The sequence below is a fragment of the Kitasatospora sp. NPDC041917 genome (assembly GCF_055589745.1).
The window spans coordinates 125422-140367 of record NZ_JBVJBI010000013.1 but is presented as its reverse complement, the minus strand read 5'-3'; the positions used below and the strand labels follow the sequence as shown (position 1 = coordinate 140367).

At 73.0% G+C, this 14946-nt stretch carries 16 protein-coding genes; 10 read left to right on the top strand and 6 right to left on the bottom strand.

Annotated elements, in window-relative coordinates; genetic code table 11:
* The first annotated feature begins 157 nt into the window (after window positions 1–157).
* The gene (locus tag ACZ6EM_RS18485; RefSeq protein WP_452178232.1) at window positions 158–1558 is read left to right on the top strand and encodes a glycosyltransferase 87 family protein; all 1401 of its coding nucleotides are present in this window, start codon (window positions 158–160) and stop codon (window positions 1556–1558) included.
* Between the two features lie 60 nt (window positions 1559–1618).
* Complete coding sequence (locus tag ACZ6EM_RS18480) at window positions 1619–1747, top strand: hypothetical protein (protein WP_465772773.1); 129 nt, start codon at window positions 1619–1621, stop codon at window positions 1745–1747.
* Here ACZ6EM_RS18480 and ACZ6EM_RS18475 read toward each other — a convergent pair.
* Window positions 1744–2160, bottom strand: a complete 417-nt coding sequence (locus ACZ6EM_RS18475; RefSeq protein WP_097237712.1) for an SsgA family sporulation/cell division regulator — start codon at window positions 2158–2160, stop codon at window positions 1744–1746. The genes ACZ6EM_RS18480 and ACZ6EM_RS18475 overlap by 4 nt on opposite strands.
* Before the next feature lie 405 nt (window positions 2161–2565).
* Here ACZ6EM_RS18475 and ACZ6EM_RS18470 point away from each other — a divergent pair, with 405 nt between their 5' ends.
* Together ACZ6EM_RS18470 and ACZ6EM_RS18465 are read left to right on the top strand one after the other, a co-directional pair.
* On the top strand, window positions 2566–4224 hold the full coding sequence (locus tag ACZ6EM_RS18470) for an RDD family protein (RefSeq protein ID WP_465772772.1): 1659 nt from the start codon (window positions 2566–2568) through the stop codon (window positions 4222–4224).
* A gap of 73 nt (window positions 4225–4297) precedes the next feature.
* Window positions 4298–5050: an RDD family protein gene (locus tag ACZ6EM_RS18465; protein WP_452178229.1), complete on the top strand. Its 753-nt coding sequence runs from the start codon at window positions 4298–4300 to the stop codon at window positions 5048–5050.
* A gap of 36 nt (window positions 5051–5086) precedes the next feature.
* On the opposite strand, the gene ACZ6EM_RS18460 is transcribed toward ACZ6EM_RS18465, so the two are convergent.
* Window positions 5087–5464 (bottom strand): hypothetical protein, encoded by a 378-nt coding sequence (locus ACZ6EM_RS18460; protein ID WP_465772771.1) that lies wholly within the window; start codon window positions 5462–5464, stop codon window positions 5087–5089.
* A 222-nt stretch (window positions 5465–5686) separates the two neighbouring features.
* Here ACZ6EM_RS18460 and ACZ6EM_RS18455 point away from each other — a divergent pair, with 222 nt between their 5' ends.
* The 4 genes from ACZ6EM_RS18455 (at window position 5687) to mycP (ending at window position 9757) form a co-directional block, all read left to right on the top strand.
* Window positions 5687–6400: an endonuclease V gene (locus ACZ6EM_RS18455; protein ID WP_401048717.1), complete on the top strand. Its 714-nt coding sequence runs from the start codon at window positions 5687–5689 to the stop codon at window positions 6398–6400.
* Between the two features lie 97 nt (window positions 6401–6497).
* On the top strand, window positions 6498–6947 hold the full coding sequence (locus ACZ6EM_RS18450; RefSeq protein WP_380545597.1) for a hypothetical protein: 450 nt from the start codon (window positions 6498–6500) through the stop codon (window positions 6945–6947).
* A gap of 37 nt (window positions 6948–6984) precedes the next feature.
* Window positions 6985–8412, top strand: coding sequence for a WXG100 family type VII secretion target (locus ACZ6EM_RS18445; RefSeq protein WP_465772770.1), 1428 nt, complete (start codon window positions 6985–6987; stop codon window positions 8410–8412).
* An 85-nt stretch (window positions 8413–8497) separates the two neighbouring features.
* Complete coding sequence (mycP, locus tag ACZ6EM_RS18440; RefSeq protein ID WP_465772769.1) at window positions 8498–9757, top strand: type VII secretion-associated serine protease mycosin; 1260 nt, start codon at window positions 8498–8500, stop codon at window positions 9755–9757.
* On the opposite strand, the gene ACZ6EM_RS18435 is transcribed toward mycP, so the two are convergent.
* Complete coding sequence (locus ACZ6EM_RS18435; protein WP_465772768.1) at window positions 9751–10323, bottom strand: GNAT family N-acetyltransferase; 573 nt, start codon at window positions 10321–10323, stop codon at window positions 9751–9753. The genes mycP and ACZ6EM_RS18435 overlap by 7 nt on opposite strands.
* A gap of 206 nt (window positions 10324–10529) precedes the next feature.
* Here ACZ6EM_RS18435 and ACZ6EM_RS18430 point away from each other — a divergent pair, with 206 nt between their 5' ends.
* Window positions 10530–11126, top strand: a complete 597-nt coding sequence (locus ACZ6EM_RS18430; RefSeq protein WP_465772767.1) for a DinB family protein — start codon at window positions 10530–10532, stop codon at window positions 11124–11126.
* A gap of 33 nt (window positions 11127–11159) precedes the next feature.
* Here ACZ6EM_RS18430 and ACZ6EM_RS18425 read toward each other — a convergent pair whose 3' ends face one another.
* On the bottom strand, window positions 11160–11600 hold the full coding sequence (locus tag ACZ6EM_RS18425) for a hypothetical protein (RefSeq protein WP_401048709.1): 441 nt from the start codon (window positions 11598–11600) through the stop codon (window positions 11160–11162).
* Between the two features lie 587 nt (window positions 11601–12187).
* Complete coding sequence (locus ACZ6EM_RS18420) at window positions 12188–12862, bottom strand: hypothetical protein (RefSeq protein WP_465772766.1); 675 nt, start codon at window positions 12860–12862, stop codon at window positions 12188–12190.
* Between the two features lie 256 nt (window positions 12863–13118).
* Here ACZ6EM_RS18420 and ACZ6EM_RS18415 point away from each other — a divergent pair, with 256 nt between their 5' ends.
* Window positions 13119–14126, top strand: a complete 1008-nt coding sequence (locus ACZ6EM_RS18415) for a hypothetical protein (RefSeq protein ID WP_452178223.1) — start codon at window positions 13119–13121, stop codon at window positions 14124–14126.
* Between the two features lie 141 nt (window positions 14127–14267).
* Here ACZ6EM_RS18415 and ACZ6EM_RS18410 read toward each other — a convergent pair whose 3' ends face one another.
* Window positions 14268–14858 carry an isochorismatase family protein gene (locus ACZ6EM_RS18410; RefSeq protein ID WP_380545613.1) on the bottom strand — a complete coding sequence of 197 codons (591 nt, stop codon included), beginning with the start codon at window positions 14856–14858 and terminating at the stop codon, window positions 14268–14270.
* Window positions 14859–14946: the final 88 nt, after the last annotated feature.

The following is a 14946-nucleotide window of genomic DNA, read 5'->3' as shown; positions in this document are numbered from 1 at the left end:
TTCCGGCCGTCCGGGTTCCGGCCGTTTGTGCTCCGCCCGCGACGGAGTGCGGCCGCTCAGAGCCACTTTGTCACGCTGAGTAGTTGATCGTGTCCGGTTCCGTTCGGACGGCATCCGGTATCGTCGCTGGTTGGCAGAGCCGTGGACGGAGTGGACAGTGACAGCGGTGCAAGACGAGCGCAGCCCGGTGCGGACCGCACCCGACCCCTCGCCCGCCCCCCTGTCGGACCGGCTGCGCCGGGCCCTCGGCGCCCCCGTCCGGGCGCTGCGCGAGGCCCCCCGGCGTCCGCTGCTGGCGGCCTCCGCCGTGGCGCTGCTGTCCCTGCTGGTGTACGCGGTGGTCCGCCACTTCGTCCACACCTCGATGGTGGACATGATCGTCTACCGGGCCGAGGGCGCCGCCGTGGCCAACGGCACCGACCTGTACGCGCTGCGCGTCACCGAGTGGAACCTGCCCGCGACGTACCCGCCGTTCGCGGCGATGCTGTTCGTCCCGACCACCTGGTTCCCGGTGCCCGTCCTCCGGGTGGCGATCACTCTCGGCAACGTCGGGCTGCTCGCCCTGCTGACCCACCTGTCCTTCAAGCTGGTCGGCTGGCCGCGCCGCGAGCTGCGGCCGATCGGCGTGATCCTGGCGACCGGCCTCGGAGTCTGGCTCGAACCGGTCTTCACCACGCTCCGCTACGGCCAGATCAACCTCGCGCTGGCCTGCCTGATCCTCTGGGACCTCACCCGTGCGGACGGGCGGCGGAGCAAGGGCGTGGCGATCGGCATCGCCGCCGGCATCAAGCTCACCCCCGGCCTGTTCGCGGTCTACCTGCTGATCACCGGTCGGATCCGGGCCGCCTTCGTGGCGGGCCTCACCTTCCTCGGCACCTTCCTGCTCGGCGCCCTGGTCCTGCCGGACGCCACCTGGGGCTTCTGGACCAAGTACCTCTACGACTCCTCCCGGGTCGGCAAGACCTGGATCGTCGACAACCAGTCGATGCGCGGCGCCTTCGCCCGCCTGCTGCACAGCGCCGACCCCGGCACCGTCGCCACCCTCGGGGCCGGCCTGATCGCGCTGGCGGGCCTCGCGGTCTCCGCCTGGGCCGCGCGCAGCGGCCGCTGGCTGCCCCGGGCCGAGGCCTGGGGCGTCTGCTGCGCGGCCGTCACCGCCGTCCTGATCTCGCCGATCAGCTGGACCCACCACTGGGTCTGGTGCGTGCCGATGCTCGTCCTGCTCGCCGCCGAGGCCTCGGTCGAGCACGCCCGCCCGGCCGGCGTCCGCCGGCTGCGCTGGCGGGCCGTCTTCTGGGCCACGCTGGTCGCGTTCCTGTCCTTCGCGATGTGGGCCGCGAAGCCGGTCGGCCTGGCCGTCCTCGACATGTCACCGTGGCGCCAGCTGCCGACCTCGGTCTATCCGTGGGTCGGACTCTGCTTCCTGCTCGCCGCCGCCGTCCGGATAAGGGCCCGACGGCGTTCGGCCGGCGCGCCGCTGGTCCGGCTGCCCGGACAGCGGGACGCCGGAGGGCCGGACACCGCCCGCGGTCGTCAGCAGGCCCCCGCGGCCCGCTGAGCCGGCGGGGGCGCCGCTCCCGCTTCCCCGCTCCCGTTGCCGCCGCCGGTCCTTGCGGGCGTGGTCGCGTTCCTGGGGGTGTTCGTCCGGGTGCTGGTGCGGGTGCTGGTGCTGGTGCTGGTGCTGCTGGTGCGGGTGCTGATGCTGGTGCTGGTGGACGAGCCGGTGCACGCTGCGGCGCATGCCTAGGCGAGCAGTTCGGCGAGCGAGCCGTCCATGTCCAGCGCGGCCAGCTCGCTGCCCGGCGGAACCAGCCGGTGCGCCCGCTCCAGCCAGGCCGCGACGGCCGGCAGCGGGGCCTCCAGCAGCGCGTCCCCGGCGGGCGAGCTCAGCGCCAGACAGAGCACGCTGCGCCGGCCCGAACGGGTCGGCCAGATCCGCACGTCACCCTGGCCGCACGGGCGGAAGGTGCCCTCGACCAGCAGCTCGCGGGCGAACACCCAGGTCACCGGCGAACCGGTGTCCAGGTGAAAGGTGATGTACACCGCGTACGGGTCGTGGCTGCCGTAGGACAGCCGGGCCGGGACGGGGACGCTGTGCTCCGGCGAGAGCACCAGGTTGAGCTCCAGCTCGTGCTCGACGACGCTGACGGGACGCTCCATGATCGTCTTCCTCTCTGCCTTCGGGCGGTGCCCGGTTCCGGGCCCCTGTGACCTTTGAGAGGGCGGTCCGCACCGGCTCTTACACACGTTTCCGGGATTTCTTCGGGAAGTTTGGTGAGGGTGGTGAACAGCGGGTGGCACGGCGCGCGAGCAAACGTCGTGCGCTGGGTTCCCTACCTTGAGCTACCCCCTGCTGTCCGGGGAATCGCGAACTTTCCGTCACGGCTTCGGTGAGGTACTACCCTTTGTGACTGTCCGGCGACTGTCCGCCCATCGGTGGCGCCCCCACGCGCGCCGAGCGCAGGGTGCGCGCCGGGCCGTGCGCGCGCGTGGACGCGTCTGCGGTGGTCGGGCCCGGTCGGCCCGCGCCGTCCTCGTCAGGACCTGCCAGGAAAGAAGACCCCCATGACGGACCGCCCCTTCGCCGCCGACGGCGACCCGGCCGTCGCACCCGAGCCCGGCTACTACTCCGACCCCTCCATCCCCGGCTTCGTCCGGTACTGGGGCGGCTCGGCCTGGGTGCCCGGCACCAGTCGGCCCGCGCCCGCCGGGGGCGAGGTGCTGCAGCCGCCCCGGTACGCGACGCGGCGGTCCGCCCCGGGCGGTGCGGCGGTGCGGCCGGTGCGGCCGCCGGTAGCGCCGGTGGTGGTGCCGGTGGTGCCGGAGCCGGCCGGGCTCCCGGAGGTGGCAGCGGCGCCGGAGCCGGTGGCCCCGGAGCGGATGGCCCCGGAGCGGATGGCCCCGGAGCCGGTGGTGCCGGGGGCGGTGGCGGAGGTCCGGGTCGGGCCGCCCGCGGGTGGGGGTGACACCGGGCCGGTGTACTTCGACCAGACCTCGGGCGGGGCGTCCTTCGTGCTCGGGCCGCGGGTGGCGGAGGTGATCGGCGGGCCGGTGTTCCGGACGGTCGACGGGCCGGGCGTTTCGTCGGGCGTTTCGCCGGGGGTCTCGCCGGTGGCGCCGTCGGGCTTCGCCGGCGCCGGGCTGCCCGGGGTCCTGGAGGAGCCGGTGGCCGTCGGTGCGGTGCCCGAGGCGGTCCAGGGGATGGGCACGGCCCTGGGTTCGGGGCCGGCCCCGGCGCCCGTGGTCGGGGAGTCCGGGTGGCAGGCCGATCCCCGGGCGCAGCCGGGCCTGATGGAAGCGGGCGACGCGCCGCGTTGGGTCTCCTGGGGGGTGCTTCCGGAGGCGCTCGATGCGGAGGAGGGGTGCGCGGAGCCCGAGCGCGCTCCGGCTGCCGTCGAACTGGCCGCGGCCGGCGCTCCCGCCGCGGCGGTGACCGTGCGGGAGACGCCGGTACCGGCCGTCCTGGCCTCGGGCCCGGTGCCGGTGGTCGGCGAGAAGGCGATTCCGGCCCCGGCCCCGGCCCCGGCTGCGGTCGCCCCGAAGCCGGTGGCTGCGGTCGCCGCGACCGCCGGGGCCATGGCGGCCTCCGCCGCCCCGCTGCCCGCCGTACGGACGGTTCGGGAGACCGCCGTCCAGCCCCGCCCGTCCGCCGCCGCCCCCGCCGCCACCGCGTCCTCCCGGGCGGCCGGCGCCACCCGTACCGCCCGGACGGCCCGTACCGCCCGGGTCGCCGTGCCGGCCGGCCTCGGCCGTCGCCTGGCGGCGCGGACGGTGGACACCGCCGTGCTGCTGGTGGTCGCGGTCGCCGCCGGGATTCCGCTCGGCCGCTCGGTGACCGACCACCTCCAGCAGAAGGTCGACCAGGCCCGGATGGCCAGCGCCCTCAGCCGGCGTCAGATCCAGGTCTGGCTGGTGGACGACGTGGTGCTGGGCAAGATCGCCGTCCTGATCGGCATCCTGCTGTTCGTCAGCCTGCTCTACGAGGTGCTGCCGGTCGCCCGCACCGGCCAGACCTTCGGCAAGCGGCTGGCCCGGATCCGCGTGGTGAACGCCGCCGCCCCGGCCGGCCGGACCAGACTGAGCCTCGGCCGCTCGCTCCTCCGGTGGGCGGTGCGGCAACTCGGCACGGTGCTGCTGCTCGGCCTGGTCTGGCCGGTGTTCGACCGGACGGCGCGGCGGGGGTGGCAGGACCGCGCGGCCCGCACCCGGGTGGTGCGCGGCTGAGGGCCGGTAGGCCCAGTGCAAAACGGACAAAATGTCCCAAACATCGAGAATGTGTGATGTTCTACTCGGGGTCATGAGCACCCACGACCCCTCAGGCCCCCAGCCGGAGGGGGGCGGCAAGCCCTCCTTCGACAAGCAGCCCCCGCAGTCGGGCGGCGGCACGCCGGAAGGCGAGCCGTCGGGCCCGACCCCGTCCCCCGAGCCGTCCAACGAGCCGCCCCACGAGCCGTCCGGCGGCCCCGGCGCCTACCAGGGCACCTACGGCGGAAGCCCGTACGGCGAGCCGACCCCCGGTCAGAGCCCGTACGGCCAACCCCCGTACGACCGGACGCCGCCCGGGTACGGCCACGGCTACGGCCCCGGCGCGTACGGCACCCCCGGCGCCGGCCCCGTCCCCGGCATGCCGCCGATCGGCACCTGGCCCAAACGGATCCTCGCCCGGCTGATCGACTACCTCCTGGTGCAGGCCGTCGCCGTGATCATCGTGGGGCCCTTCGTCGACCTCGGCACACGCAACGGCTCCACCGAGGCGTTCTGGCTCGGCTGCGCCATCTACCTCGTCTACGACGCCCTGATGCTCAGCCGGGACGGCCAGACCCTCGGCAAGAAGGCGACGAAGGTCCGCGTCGCCATGCTCGTCGACGGGAACAAGCCGACCCCGGCCGCCGCCTGGACCCGCGCAGCCGTCTTCATCCTCCCGGCCGTGCTCTGTTGTGCCGCGCTCTGGTGGATCATCGACGGGTTCTTCGGCGTTTTCGACAAGCCCTACCGCCAATGCCTGCACGACAAGGCCGCGAAGACCGTGGTGGTCACCACGGAGGTCTGAGCGGCGGCGCAGGACACACCGGCGCCCGGCGGCCGATCAGCGCTGCCGGGCGTACGCGTGCCCGGTGGCGGCCGCAGCGGGGCGGGGCGCCCGCGCCGGGTCCGCGCCGCCCGCCTCCACGGTCGCGTCCTCCACGGTCGCGTCCTCCACGGTCGCGTCCTCCACGGTCGCGGCCCCCGCGGCGGCGGCCCCCGCGGCGGCGGCCCGCGCGGCGGCGGCCCGCGCGGCGGCGGCCCGCGCGGCGGCGGCGGACATCGAAAGCACCGTCACCACGGTGCCGAGCACCAGCGCGAACCCCACCAGCACCGCGACCGCCAGGACGCCCGAAGCACCCGAAACGGCCAGCAGCACCACCGTGGTGGCGACGACGGTGAACGAGCCGAGGCAGACCTGGGCGACGGAGGGGCGCGGCATGGCGGAGGTCCTTCGCACGTCGGGGGAAACGGGCGGGAATGGTGCCGGGTTCCAGTGGTCCTACCCCGCGGGGAGACGGGTACGTCCAGGCTAGCCCCCGAACGCGGGGGCACAGGGGGCGCACGGGCTCACCCCGGGGTCGTCCGGCCCGGTCGGTACGGTGAGGCGAAACCCGTCGACACCACGCACCGCCGCACACCACCGCACCCGGGGGAACCGACCATGCCCATCCCCGCCGACTGGCCCACCACCGAGGCCGAGGCACTCGCCGAACAGGAGCGGCTGCGCCCGCTCGTCCAGGCCCACGACGACAAGGGCCCCGGCGACCCGGCCCCCGACGCGCTCGTCGCCGGCGTGGACGTCGCCTACGACGACGACCACGACCTCGTCGCCGCCGCGGCCGTCCTGCTCGACCGCGACACCCTCGCCGTCGTCGAACAGGCCACCGCCGTCGGCCGGATCGCCTTCCCGTACGTCCCCGGACTCCTCGCCTTCCGCGAACTCCCCGCCGTCCTCGACGCACTGGCCGCACTCACCCGCACCCCCGACCTCGTCGTCTGCGACGGCTACGGCCTCGCCCACCCCCGCCGCCTCGGCCTCGCCAGCCACCTCGGCGTCCTCACCGGACTGCGCACCCTCGGCGTCGCCAAGACCCCCTTCACCTTCGACCACCACGAACCCGACGCGCCCCGCGGCTCCTGGACCCCGCTCACCGACCCCGCCACCGGCGAGGAGGTCGGCCGCGCCGTCCGCACCAGGGAAGGCGTGAAACCCGTCTTCGTCTCCGTCGGCCACCGCACCGGCCTCGACACCGCCGTCCGCACCACCCTCCAACTCGCCCGCCACTACCGCCTCCCCGAAACCACCCGGCACGCCGACTCGCTCTGCCGACGCGCCCTCACCGACGCCCAACGGACCGGGACGACCGCGAACTGACCAAGCCCCGGGCGGGATTCGGACCCGGTGTGTTAGACATGAGACACCGGGGCCCGGCCCCGACCGCCAGGGACGGACGCACGGGGGAGGCGCCGAAATGGGATCAGGGACCACCGGAACCGGATCGACCGGCGGAGCCGGACAGGGCTACCGCATCGAAGTCGAACAACTCCGCGCCTTCGCCGGCCAAGTACGGCTGCTGCTCGCCGACTTCCAGAAACACGCCGACGGCAGCGACACCCACGGCCGCAGCGGCATCGGCAAGAACGCCTTCGGCACCTTCGCCGAAGCCACCGAGATCCACGGCCGCTACGGCACCATGCGGGACGCGCTGCGCGACGTCCTCAACCAGCTCCAGGAAGCCGTGAACGAGGCCCAGCAGAAGGCCGACCTCACCGCCACCAACTACGAGGAGCAGGACCAGCACGCCGCCGCGAAACTCAAACTCGGCGACGACGGCTGGTCCGTCGCCCACCCCTCCGCCGGCAGCCAGGCCGCGGCCCAGCAGAACCTCACCCCGTCCACCCGCGGCAACGCCACCGTCTGACCGCCGCCCGCCCGGACCGAACGGAGGCCGACCGCCCGTGGTCTACACCGACTTCACCAAGTACAGCCACGCCCAGCTCCGCACCATGGCACAGGCCCTCGACCCCGGCGCGGTGATGGCCGCCGGAGACCCCTGGCGCAAGGCCGCCGACACCCTCAAACAGATCCGCCAGACCCTCACCAAAGCCAGCACCGAAGCCGCCACCTCCTGGGAAGGCACCACCAGCGACGCCTTCCACACCCGCATGCTCACCCTGGCCGCCAGCATCAACAACGCCGCCGCCTACGCCAACGACGCGGCCAACATCCTCCACACCGCCTCCGAAGCCATGGCCAAGGCCAAGCGCGACATGCCCGAGGAACCCGGCAACTGGGACAAGGTCAAGGACACCGTCGGCGACGCCCTCTTCGGCGACGACGACGAACACCTCCCCCTCGCCGACCGCAAGAAGGCCGAAGCGGCCGCCATCATGCAAACCCTCGCCATGCACTACCGCATCGCCACCCCGGCCCTGAAGCCCCCGCCGCCGTACGACCCGAAGAGGCCGGGAAGGGTTGAAACCCCCGACGCCGGTTCGACGGACGACCCGACTGGGGCAGCGGCGATGGCGGCGGCAATGGTGTCAGGAACCTCGATGGGAACGGCGGGGGCGTCGACACGGGCGACGACTGTCCCGCCTGCCCAGCGCAAGTCCGGCCAACCGCCGATGACCGCCGGATCCGTCGCGAGGAGCGCGCCGGCTCCGAGCGACTCGGGCATCAAGGGCGGTACGGCGCAAGCCCCGGCAAAGCCGTCGGTGCCTCCCGGCCCCGGCTCCGGTGCGGGTGTCTACGGCAAGCCGGTTGCACCTTCGACCGGAAGTGTCCCGAGTCCGTCACTTGCCGGGATCCAGACCTCGGGGCTGGATCCCGTGCACACCGGAGGCCCTGCCACTGGGCCGTTCGGGGCCGGCAGCGGGCCGGACGTCCCTCGGTCCACGGGCCCGACGACCATATCCCCGGTCGGGCCGATCGTGGGTCAGGGAAAGTCCGGCCCAGGAGGTAGGGAGATCTCGGCCGGGGTGACGCCTGTCGAGGGGCCCGGACAGCGTGGAGGGCGGGCTAGCGGCAGTGCTGGCGAGGTCCATCCGGGCATCGGTACCGGAGGCCGCGGAGCGCTTGGCGGAAAGCAGGCCGGGCAACCTCTGGCACGGCCTGGTGGGGTCGTCGGGGAGACGGCGAAGCCCGGTGGAGTACAAGGCAAGCAGGCTTTCACGGAAGGCGGATCCGGACTTGGAGCGCGAAACCGGCTCAGGGGTGAGTCGGGGGTCGCAAGCGCGAACGGTATGTCTCCCGGTGTCCCGATGAGCGGAGCACAAGGACGTAAGAAGGACCAGGGGAAGGACGGCAAGCGGCCGGACTATCTCGTCGAGGATGAGGAGACCTGGGCGTTGGAAAAGCCCAGGAATCCGAACGTGGTGAAATGAACCGGTCCGGGAACGGACGGGTGATCTGATCGCATCCCGCAGGTCGACGGCCTGCGGGATGCCTCACTGAGTGGGGTGACCAGGTTTGACGAGCCGCCGGTTGGCGCGTGGTGCGGCGGCTCTGGCTGCCGGGGTACTGATGCTGGGCTCGGCCACGCCGGTGGCATCGGCCGACCAGGCCAGAGACCAGCAGTGGGCGTTGAAATCCCTCGAAGCGGAGACGAAGGTCTGGCCGGTAAGTCAGGGCGACGGCGTGATTGTCGGAGTGATCGATACCGGCGTGAACCAGGATCACCAGGACTTGACCGGACAGGTGCTTTCCGGGGCCGACTTCTCCGGCGGTAATACGGACGGTCGAGTGGACAGTGACGGTCACGGCACGGGGATGGCGAGCCTGATCGCAGGACACGGGCACGGCGATCAGGCAGGGGTGATGGGGCTGGCCCCGAAGGCGAAGATCCTTCCGGTGAGGGTGACAACAGATGCCGACAACTCCAGTCCTTCGCCGGATCCTGGTTCTTCGCAAGGTTCTGACACGGGTCAGAACGAACTCGCAGCGGCGATTCGATTCGCGACGGACCACGGCGCGAAGGTCGTCAACATCTCCCTCTCCGGGTCCTACCGTTGGGACTCGCAGCTGAGAAAGGCCGTCAACTACGCGGTTTCAAAGGATGTCGTGCTGGTTTCCGGCGCGGGCAACACCGGGTCAAGCCTGGGGGTCGGATACCCGGCTGCCTTCCCCGGAGTGGTGGCGGTCGGGGCAGTGGATTCCAACGGGTCTGTGTGGGATCGGTCGACGTCAGGTCCTGAGACGACGCTCGTAGCGCCCGGGGTGGGGATCTACCACGCGGCTGCGAAGTCTTCGATGGCGTATGTCACCGGAAGCGGCACCTCGGATTCCACCGCCTATGTCGCCGCCACCGCTGCGCTCATTCGGTCCAAGTACCCCAATCTGTCCGCTGGACAGGTGATCAACCGCATGATCAAGTCGGCTTCTCCGCCCGCCAACGGGGCGGTAGTGCCCAACAACCAGTACGGCTACGGGCTCGTCACGCCGGCGAAGGCCCTGGAAGCGAATCCGGCCGTGGACAACGGGTCTCGGGAGAATCCCCTGATCGGGCGAATGGAAGCGAAGGGCACCCCGCCTCCGGTGACTGAGGAGACCGACGAGCCCTCCGTGGAGCCGATGGTCCCCGAGGGGGACCGCGGGAGCAGCGGGAGCGGGGTGGGGGTCGTGGTGGGGGTGGCGGCCGGGGGTTTGGTGTTGGTGGTCGGTGGCGTCGTGGCGCTCGTGGTGCGGGCGCGGCGGCGGCGGGGGGCGGCTGGTGGGGGGTCGTATCAGTGAGTGGCGAGCCATTCGTCGCGTAGGGCGGCCATCTGGAGGACGTCCCAGTAGCGGTTGTCCCAGTGGTGGGCCTGGCGGGAGCGGCCTTCGAGGGTGAAGCCGGATTTGCGGTAGGCGTGGGCGGCGCGTTCGTTGTACTCGAAGACTTCGAGGTGGACGCGGTTGAGGCGGATGGTTTCGAAGGCGTGGCGCAGGACCAGGAGGGTGGTCTCGGTGCCGATGCCGCGTCCGGTGCTGTCCGGGGTGAGGGCGATCCGGAAGCTGGCGGAGGAGTTGTCGGGGTCGACGTCGGTGAGGGCGGTTTCGCCGAGGAAGCGGCCGGTGGTGGGGTCCTCGACGGCGAGGTCGAGGCGGTCGGGCTGGTCGGGGCGGGTGGCGCACCATTGGTGGATCCGGTCGCGGGTGAAGGCGGTGCGGGTGCCGGTGAGCCGGTTGGTCGTCTTGTCGGTGCAGAGTTCCCACATCGGGTCGGTGTGCCGTTCGTCGAGGGGGACGAGCCGGATGGTGGGGCCGTGCAGGGTGGGTTTCACGGCGAGGGCGGCGAGGTTGGTGGTGTCGGCGGTCATAGCGTCCAGGATGGCGGGCCGGTTTCCGGTTCGTCCACGTCTTTGATCCCGGTGGTGCGGGTGCGCACCGGGCTGGAGTGCGCGCGGGGATGGGGGCGCGTGATGGGGGAATGCGCCGGTGGGTGCGCCGGGGGTGGCAGCATTTCGGCGATCGCTGGCGTCATTGCCACTGGTGGGGCTTGTCGGGTGGTGGAGATGCTGGGCCCATGAGCGCTTCTGAGAGCACGCCGGCCGAGAGCACGTCGATCGCCGCCACCGACAGCACCGACACCGGGATCGTCCCGGACACCAAGGACTGGACCTGGGTGTTGGAACGCCCCTGTCCCGACTGCGGGTTGGACACTCCGCGGGTGGTCCGGGAGGACGTTGCCGGGATGGTCCGGGCCAATGCGGAGGGCTGGCTGACGGTGCTGGCGGGGGAGGCGGACGGACTGCGCCGCAGGCCCGCCGCGGGGGTGTGGTCGGACCTGGAGTACGCGTGCCACGTCCGGGACGTCTTCCGGCTGTTCGAGGTCCGGCTGGGCCTGATGCTGGACCGGGAGGACCCGCTGTTCCCGAACTGGGACCAGGACGACACGGCCGTCGCCGAGCGCTACGGGGAGCAGGACCCGAAGGCGGTGGCCGGGGAGCTGGCGGAGGCCGCGGAGAGGCTCGCAGGGGCCTTCGAGCGGGTGGCCGGCGAGCAGTGGGGGCGGACCGGGAACCGCAGCGACGGGGCGCGGTTCACGGTCGAGTCGTTCGCCCGGTACCTGATCCACGACCCGGTGCACCATCTGTTCGACGTGACGGGCGAACGGGTCTGAGGCCGGGCCGGGGGCGGCGGCGGGGGCGCGGGGTCACCAGCCGGAGGCCTCGCGCAGCATGGTGCGGCGCAGCCGTCCGGCCACGCTGGCGGCGTCGGTGCCGATGACGTCGGCGATCTCGGGGGCGGCGAGGCCGACGACGTAGTGCAGGATCGCCAGGTCGTCCTCGGCCGGGTGCCGGCCCGGGTCGGCGGTCACCCGGCGGGTGTGTTCGGCGACGGTGCCGCGCAGGATCTCCCAGGCGTGCGCGGTCGGGTTGGAGCTGCCCATCAACTCCCGCCAGTGCACCGCGATTTCCGCGAAGGCCTGCTGGACGGCGATGGCCGCGGCGGCGTGCTCGGTGAGCCACACGCGCGCATAGCTGAGGTACCGGGGGCGGTGGAGTTCGCAGAACGCGGTGAACTCCAGTGGTACGTCCGCCGGCTCGCCGGGCCCCGGGGGCGACTCGGCGGAACTCTCGTGACGGTTGGTCATCTCGGCTTCTCGGAAAGGGAGATGGATTTCTGACGGTCGATCATCTGTGCTCACTCTACGGTAGGCCCTCGGTGCGCTGGGTGACCAATCCGATGGAATGCCCGGAACCCGCCGCCGCCAGGCCGGTTCCGGTGGCGACCGGGTGCGGCGCGGCGGCGGGACGGCCGGGAAGGTGGCCGGCGAGGGCCGGCGGGGCAGTACTGCGCAGTGGCGGGGGACTCGTAGGTGCGAGCGTGTCGCAGCTGGTCAGAGCGCGTAGGACGGCTGTGGCTGCAAGGCAGTTGATGTGACACCGTAGGGCCTGAGGAGGCTGGCGTCCACGCTCAGGGCGCGAACCTGCGCCCGCACAACCACCCGCACAACCGCACTCACGATCGTCGCGGAGATCACCACGGACGGGGACACGGTCGTCATCACGGTGACGGTCGTGCGCGTGGCGTTGACGGCGTGCGCGGAGTGGGCGCGCTGCGGATGCGGTGGACGGCCGATGCGGTGGGCCGGGCACATCGACCGCGCCCCGGCGGCCTGAACGGGACCGGCCTGAACGGGACCGGCCGGGGCGGGAGGGCGGGCGGAGCGGCCGCCGGTCAGGAGGTCGTACGGGCCTCCGTGGGGGTGATCCGGTCGACGGCGGTGTCCCGCTCGACCTGGGTCGGGAAGGCTTCGACGGCCCGCCGCCGGGCCGCCTGTGCCACCGCCGCGGCCGCGGCCTCAGCCGCCGCGGCTGCTCCGGCGGCGGCCTCCTCGCGCTCGCGCCGGTGCGCGGTGCCTGCGGCGTGCGTCCCGGAGCCGTGCGTCCCGGAGCCGTGCGGACCGGCGGAGAGCGCCCCGGAGCCGTGCGTCCCCGGGGCGTGCGTCCCCGGGGTGTGCCCGCCGCCCGTGACGGCTCCGGGGGCGTGCTCCCCGGCGGGCTGCCCCGGGGCCCGTCGTCGGCGGCCGAGCGCGGCCCGGGCGGCGTGTTCCTCGGCAGCCTGTCTAGCGGCCAGGTAGGCCTGCACGGCGGCCATGCCGTAGACGGGCTGGATGAGCTGATGGCCCTTGAAGAAGGGCCTGGCCGGGGCGAACCCGGCGGCGACCACGAGGTCGCGGATCTCTGCTATCTCGGCCTCACTGCGGGCGGTGAAGCGGACCTCCCAGCCCTTCTTGTACGTATGGCCCTTTTCGCCGCTGCGGCGGGCGGGGTCCGGGCGGCGGACGTATCCGGGCAGGCGGCCGAGGCGGAGCTGGGCCGCGCGGAGGCCGGCGGTCTCGTCACGTGACATGACGTAAGCCTAGGCAATCCCCGGGGCGGGATTGACGCCTTGGGCATCCCTCGCCGTATGCCTTTGATCACTCTGGGTCAGGCGACCAGGTCGACGATCGTTTTCGATCACATATGACAACCTGATGAGCGTCAATTACTCCAAATGAGTGAGGGTATGAGGACTTTAGTGCGGGCTGATCCCGGTTTCGCGACGGTTGGGTAACAGTGCGTCAGGGTCCCGGTCGCGGGTCCGGGGGGTTGGGGATGGTGTCGGCATGAGCTACCGGATTCCGACTCCGCCGCCGTCCCTGGAGGAGCTGGCGAAGCGTCAGCAGAACGTCGTCACCGCGAGCCAGTTGCGCGCCCGGGGCGTGCCGGCCCGGATCATCACCGAGCACTGCCGCCGGGGCGGACCCTGGCAGCGGATGCTGCCCAGGGTCTACCTGCTGCAGGCCGCCGAGCCCACCCCCGAGCAGCGGATGTGGGCCGCGCTGCTGTACGCCGCGCAGAACGGTCGCGAGGAGGGTCGCCGGGAGGGTGCGGTGATCACCGGCACGGCCGCGTTGGCGCTGTACGGCTTCACCGTCGTGCCCCGGCTGCCGGCGGTGACGGGGGTGGACGTCCTGGTGCCCCGGCAGCGCCGGCTGAAGGACGTCGGTGAGGTCCGGATCCGGCGCACCGAACGGGAGTTGGTGGCCCGCTCGGTGCACGGGCTGGCCTGTGCGCCGGTGGCCCGGGCGGTGGCCGACGCGCTGGTCGAGTGGACGGCGGAGCCGTCGGGCGGCCCGGCTCCGGTGCGCGAGGTGCTGAGGGAGGCCCTCGCTCTGCCCGGGAACCACTGCACGGTGCGGGAGTTGGTGGCCGAGCTGACCGACTGCGGGTTGACCTGCGAGCCACGGGTGCGTGCCGCGCTGGATGAACTGCTCGCCACCGAGCGGGATGTGGTGTTGGAGCGGCTGGGGAGCCTGGTGGACGAGTGGTTGCTGCCGGCGCCGCTGAGCGCCCCCGAGCTGCGGATGCGCGGCGGTACGTACATCGCCGTCCCGGACTTCTACTGGCCGGAGCGGGGCGTCGCGGTGGAGGTGGACTCGGAGCTGCGCTGCGTGAGCGAGGGCGAGGCCGCCTGGGTGCGCGGCGGCCAGCACCGGATGGAGTACCTGGGCGTCCGCGTGGTGTACGTCTGCGGGGCCCGGCTGGCTGCCGACCCGGACGTGGTCGGCGGCGAACTGCGCGAGGCGTACCGGGCCGGCGGGACGGACGTGGTGGAGCTGCTGGTGGTCTGAGCGGCCCCGCGGGAACGCCCCCGCGGGCACGACCTCGCGGGCACGACCCGGCGAGCACGACCTCGCGACCGTGCCCCCGCGAACACATCCCCCGTGAACACGCCCCCCCGCGAGCACCCCCGGGCGCGGCCCCGGGAGCCGCTACGGACGGACCAGCGGTGTGCCGACCAGCTCGACCCCGGCCGCCCGCAGCTCCGCCAGCGCGGCGGCGGTGGTCTCCGCGGCGACCCCGGCGGTGAGGTCCAGCAGTACCCGGGTGGTGAAGCCCGCCCGGGCCGCGTCCAGCGCGGTCGCCCGGACGCAGTGGTCGGTGGCGATGCCGACCACGTCGATCTGGTCGACCTGCCGCTCGCGCAGCCACTCCACCGGACCGCGGTTGTTCTCGTCCAGCCCCTCGAAGCCGCTGTACGCCGCCGAGTGGGCGCCCTTGTCGAAGACCGCCTCGACCGCGCCGGAGATGACGGCGGGTGCGAAGTTGGGGTGGAAGCCCACGCCCTCGGTGCCGGCCACGCAGTGCGGCGGCCAGCTGTCGACGTAGTCCGGCTCGGCGGAGAAGTGGTCGCCCGGGTCGATGTGGTGGTCGCGGGTGGCGAGGATGTGGTGGTAGCCGGGGGAGGACTCGGCGATCAGGTCGGTGATAGCGGCGGCCACCTCGGCGCCGCCGGCGACGGCCAGGCTGCCGCCCTCGCAGAAGTCGTTCTGCACGTCGACGACGATCAGTGCCCGGTGCATGGCTCGCATCCTCGGATCTCGGGGGCCCGCGGGAGGCGGCGCCCCGGTGGGGGGAGCCCTCGGGAGTACGCGGCCCGGCCGCGGCGGG

Excerpts from the sequence above, each read along its gene's own strand:
- ACZ6EM_RS18470 (WP_465772772.1), top strand. The coding sequence starts at position 2,566 with ATGACGGACCGCCCCTTCGCCGCCGACGGCGACCCGGCCGTCGCACCC.
- ACZ6EM_RS18420 (WP_465772766.1), bottom strand. The coding sequence starts at position 12,862 with ATGTCACGTGACGAGACCGCCGGCCTCCGCGCGGCCCAGCTCCGCCTC.
- ACZ6EM_RS18450 (WP_380545597.1), top strand. The coding sequence starts at position 6,498 with ATGGGATCAGGGACCACCGGAACCGGATCGACCGGCGGAGCCGGACAG.
- ACZ6EM_RS18415 (WP_452178223.1), top strand. The coding sequence starts at position 13,119 with ATGAGCTACCGGATTCCGACTCCGCCGCCGTCCCTGGAGGAGCTGGCG.
- ACZ6EM_RS18430 (WP_465772767.1), top strand. The coding sequence starts at position 10,530 with ATGAGCGCTTCTGAGAGCACGCCGGCCGAGAGCACGTCGATCGCCGCC.
- ACZ6EM_RS18410 (WP_380545613.1), bottom strand. The coding sequence starts at position 14,858 with ATGCACCGGGCACTGATCGTCGTCGACGTGCAGAACGACTTCTGCGAG.
- ACZ6EM_RS18425 (WP_401048709.1), bottom strand. The coding sequence starts at position 11,600 with ATGACCAACCGTCACGAGAGTTCCGCCGAGTCGCCCCCGGGGCCCGGC.
- ACZ6EM_RS18435 (WP_465772768.1), bottom strand. The coding sequence starts at position 10,323 with ATGACCGCCGACACCACCAACCTCGCCGCCCTCGCCGTGAAACCCACC.
- ACZ6EM_RS18465 (WP_452178229.1), top strand. The coding sequence starts at position 4,298 with ATGAGCACCCACGACCCCTCAGGCCCCCAGCCGGAGGGGGGCGGCAAG.
- ACZ6EM_RS18455 (WP_401048717.1), top strand. The coding sequence starts at position 5,687 with ATGCCCATCCCCGCCGACTGGCCCACCACCGAGGCCGAGGCACTCGCC.
- ACZ6EM_RS18460 (WP_465772771.1), bottom strand. The coding sequence starts at position 5,464 with ATGCCGCGCCCCTCCGTCGCCCAGGTCTGCCTCGGCTCGTTCACCGTC.
- ACZ6EM_RS18475 (WP_097237712.1), bottom strand. The coding sequence starts at position 2,160 with ATGGAGCGTCCCGTCAGCGTCGTCGAGCACGAGCTGGAGCTCAACCTG.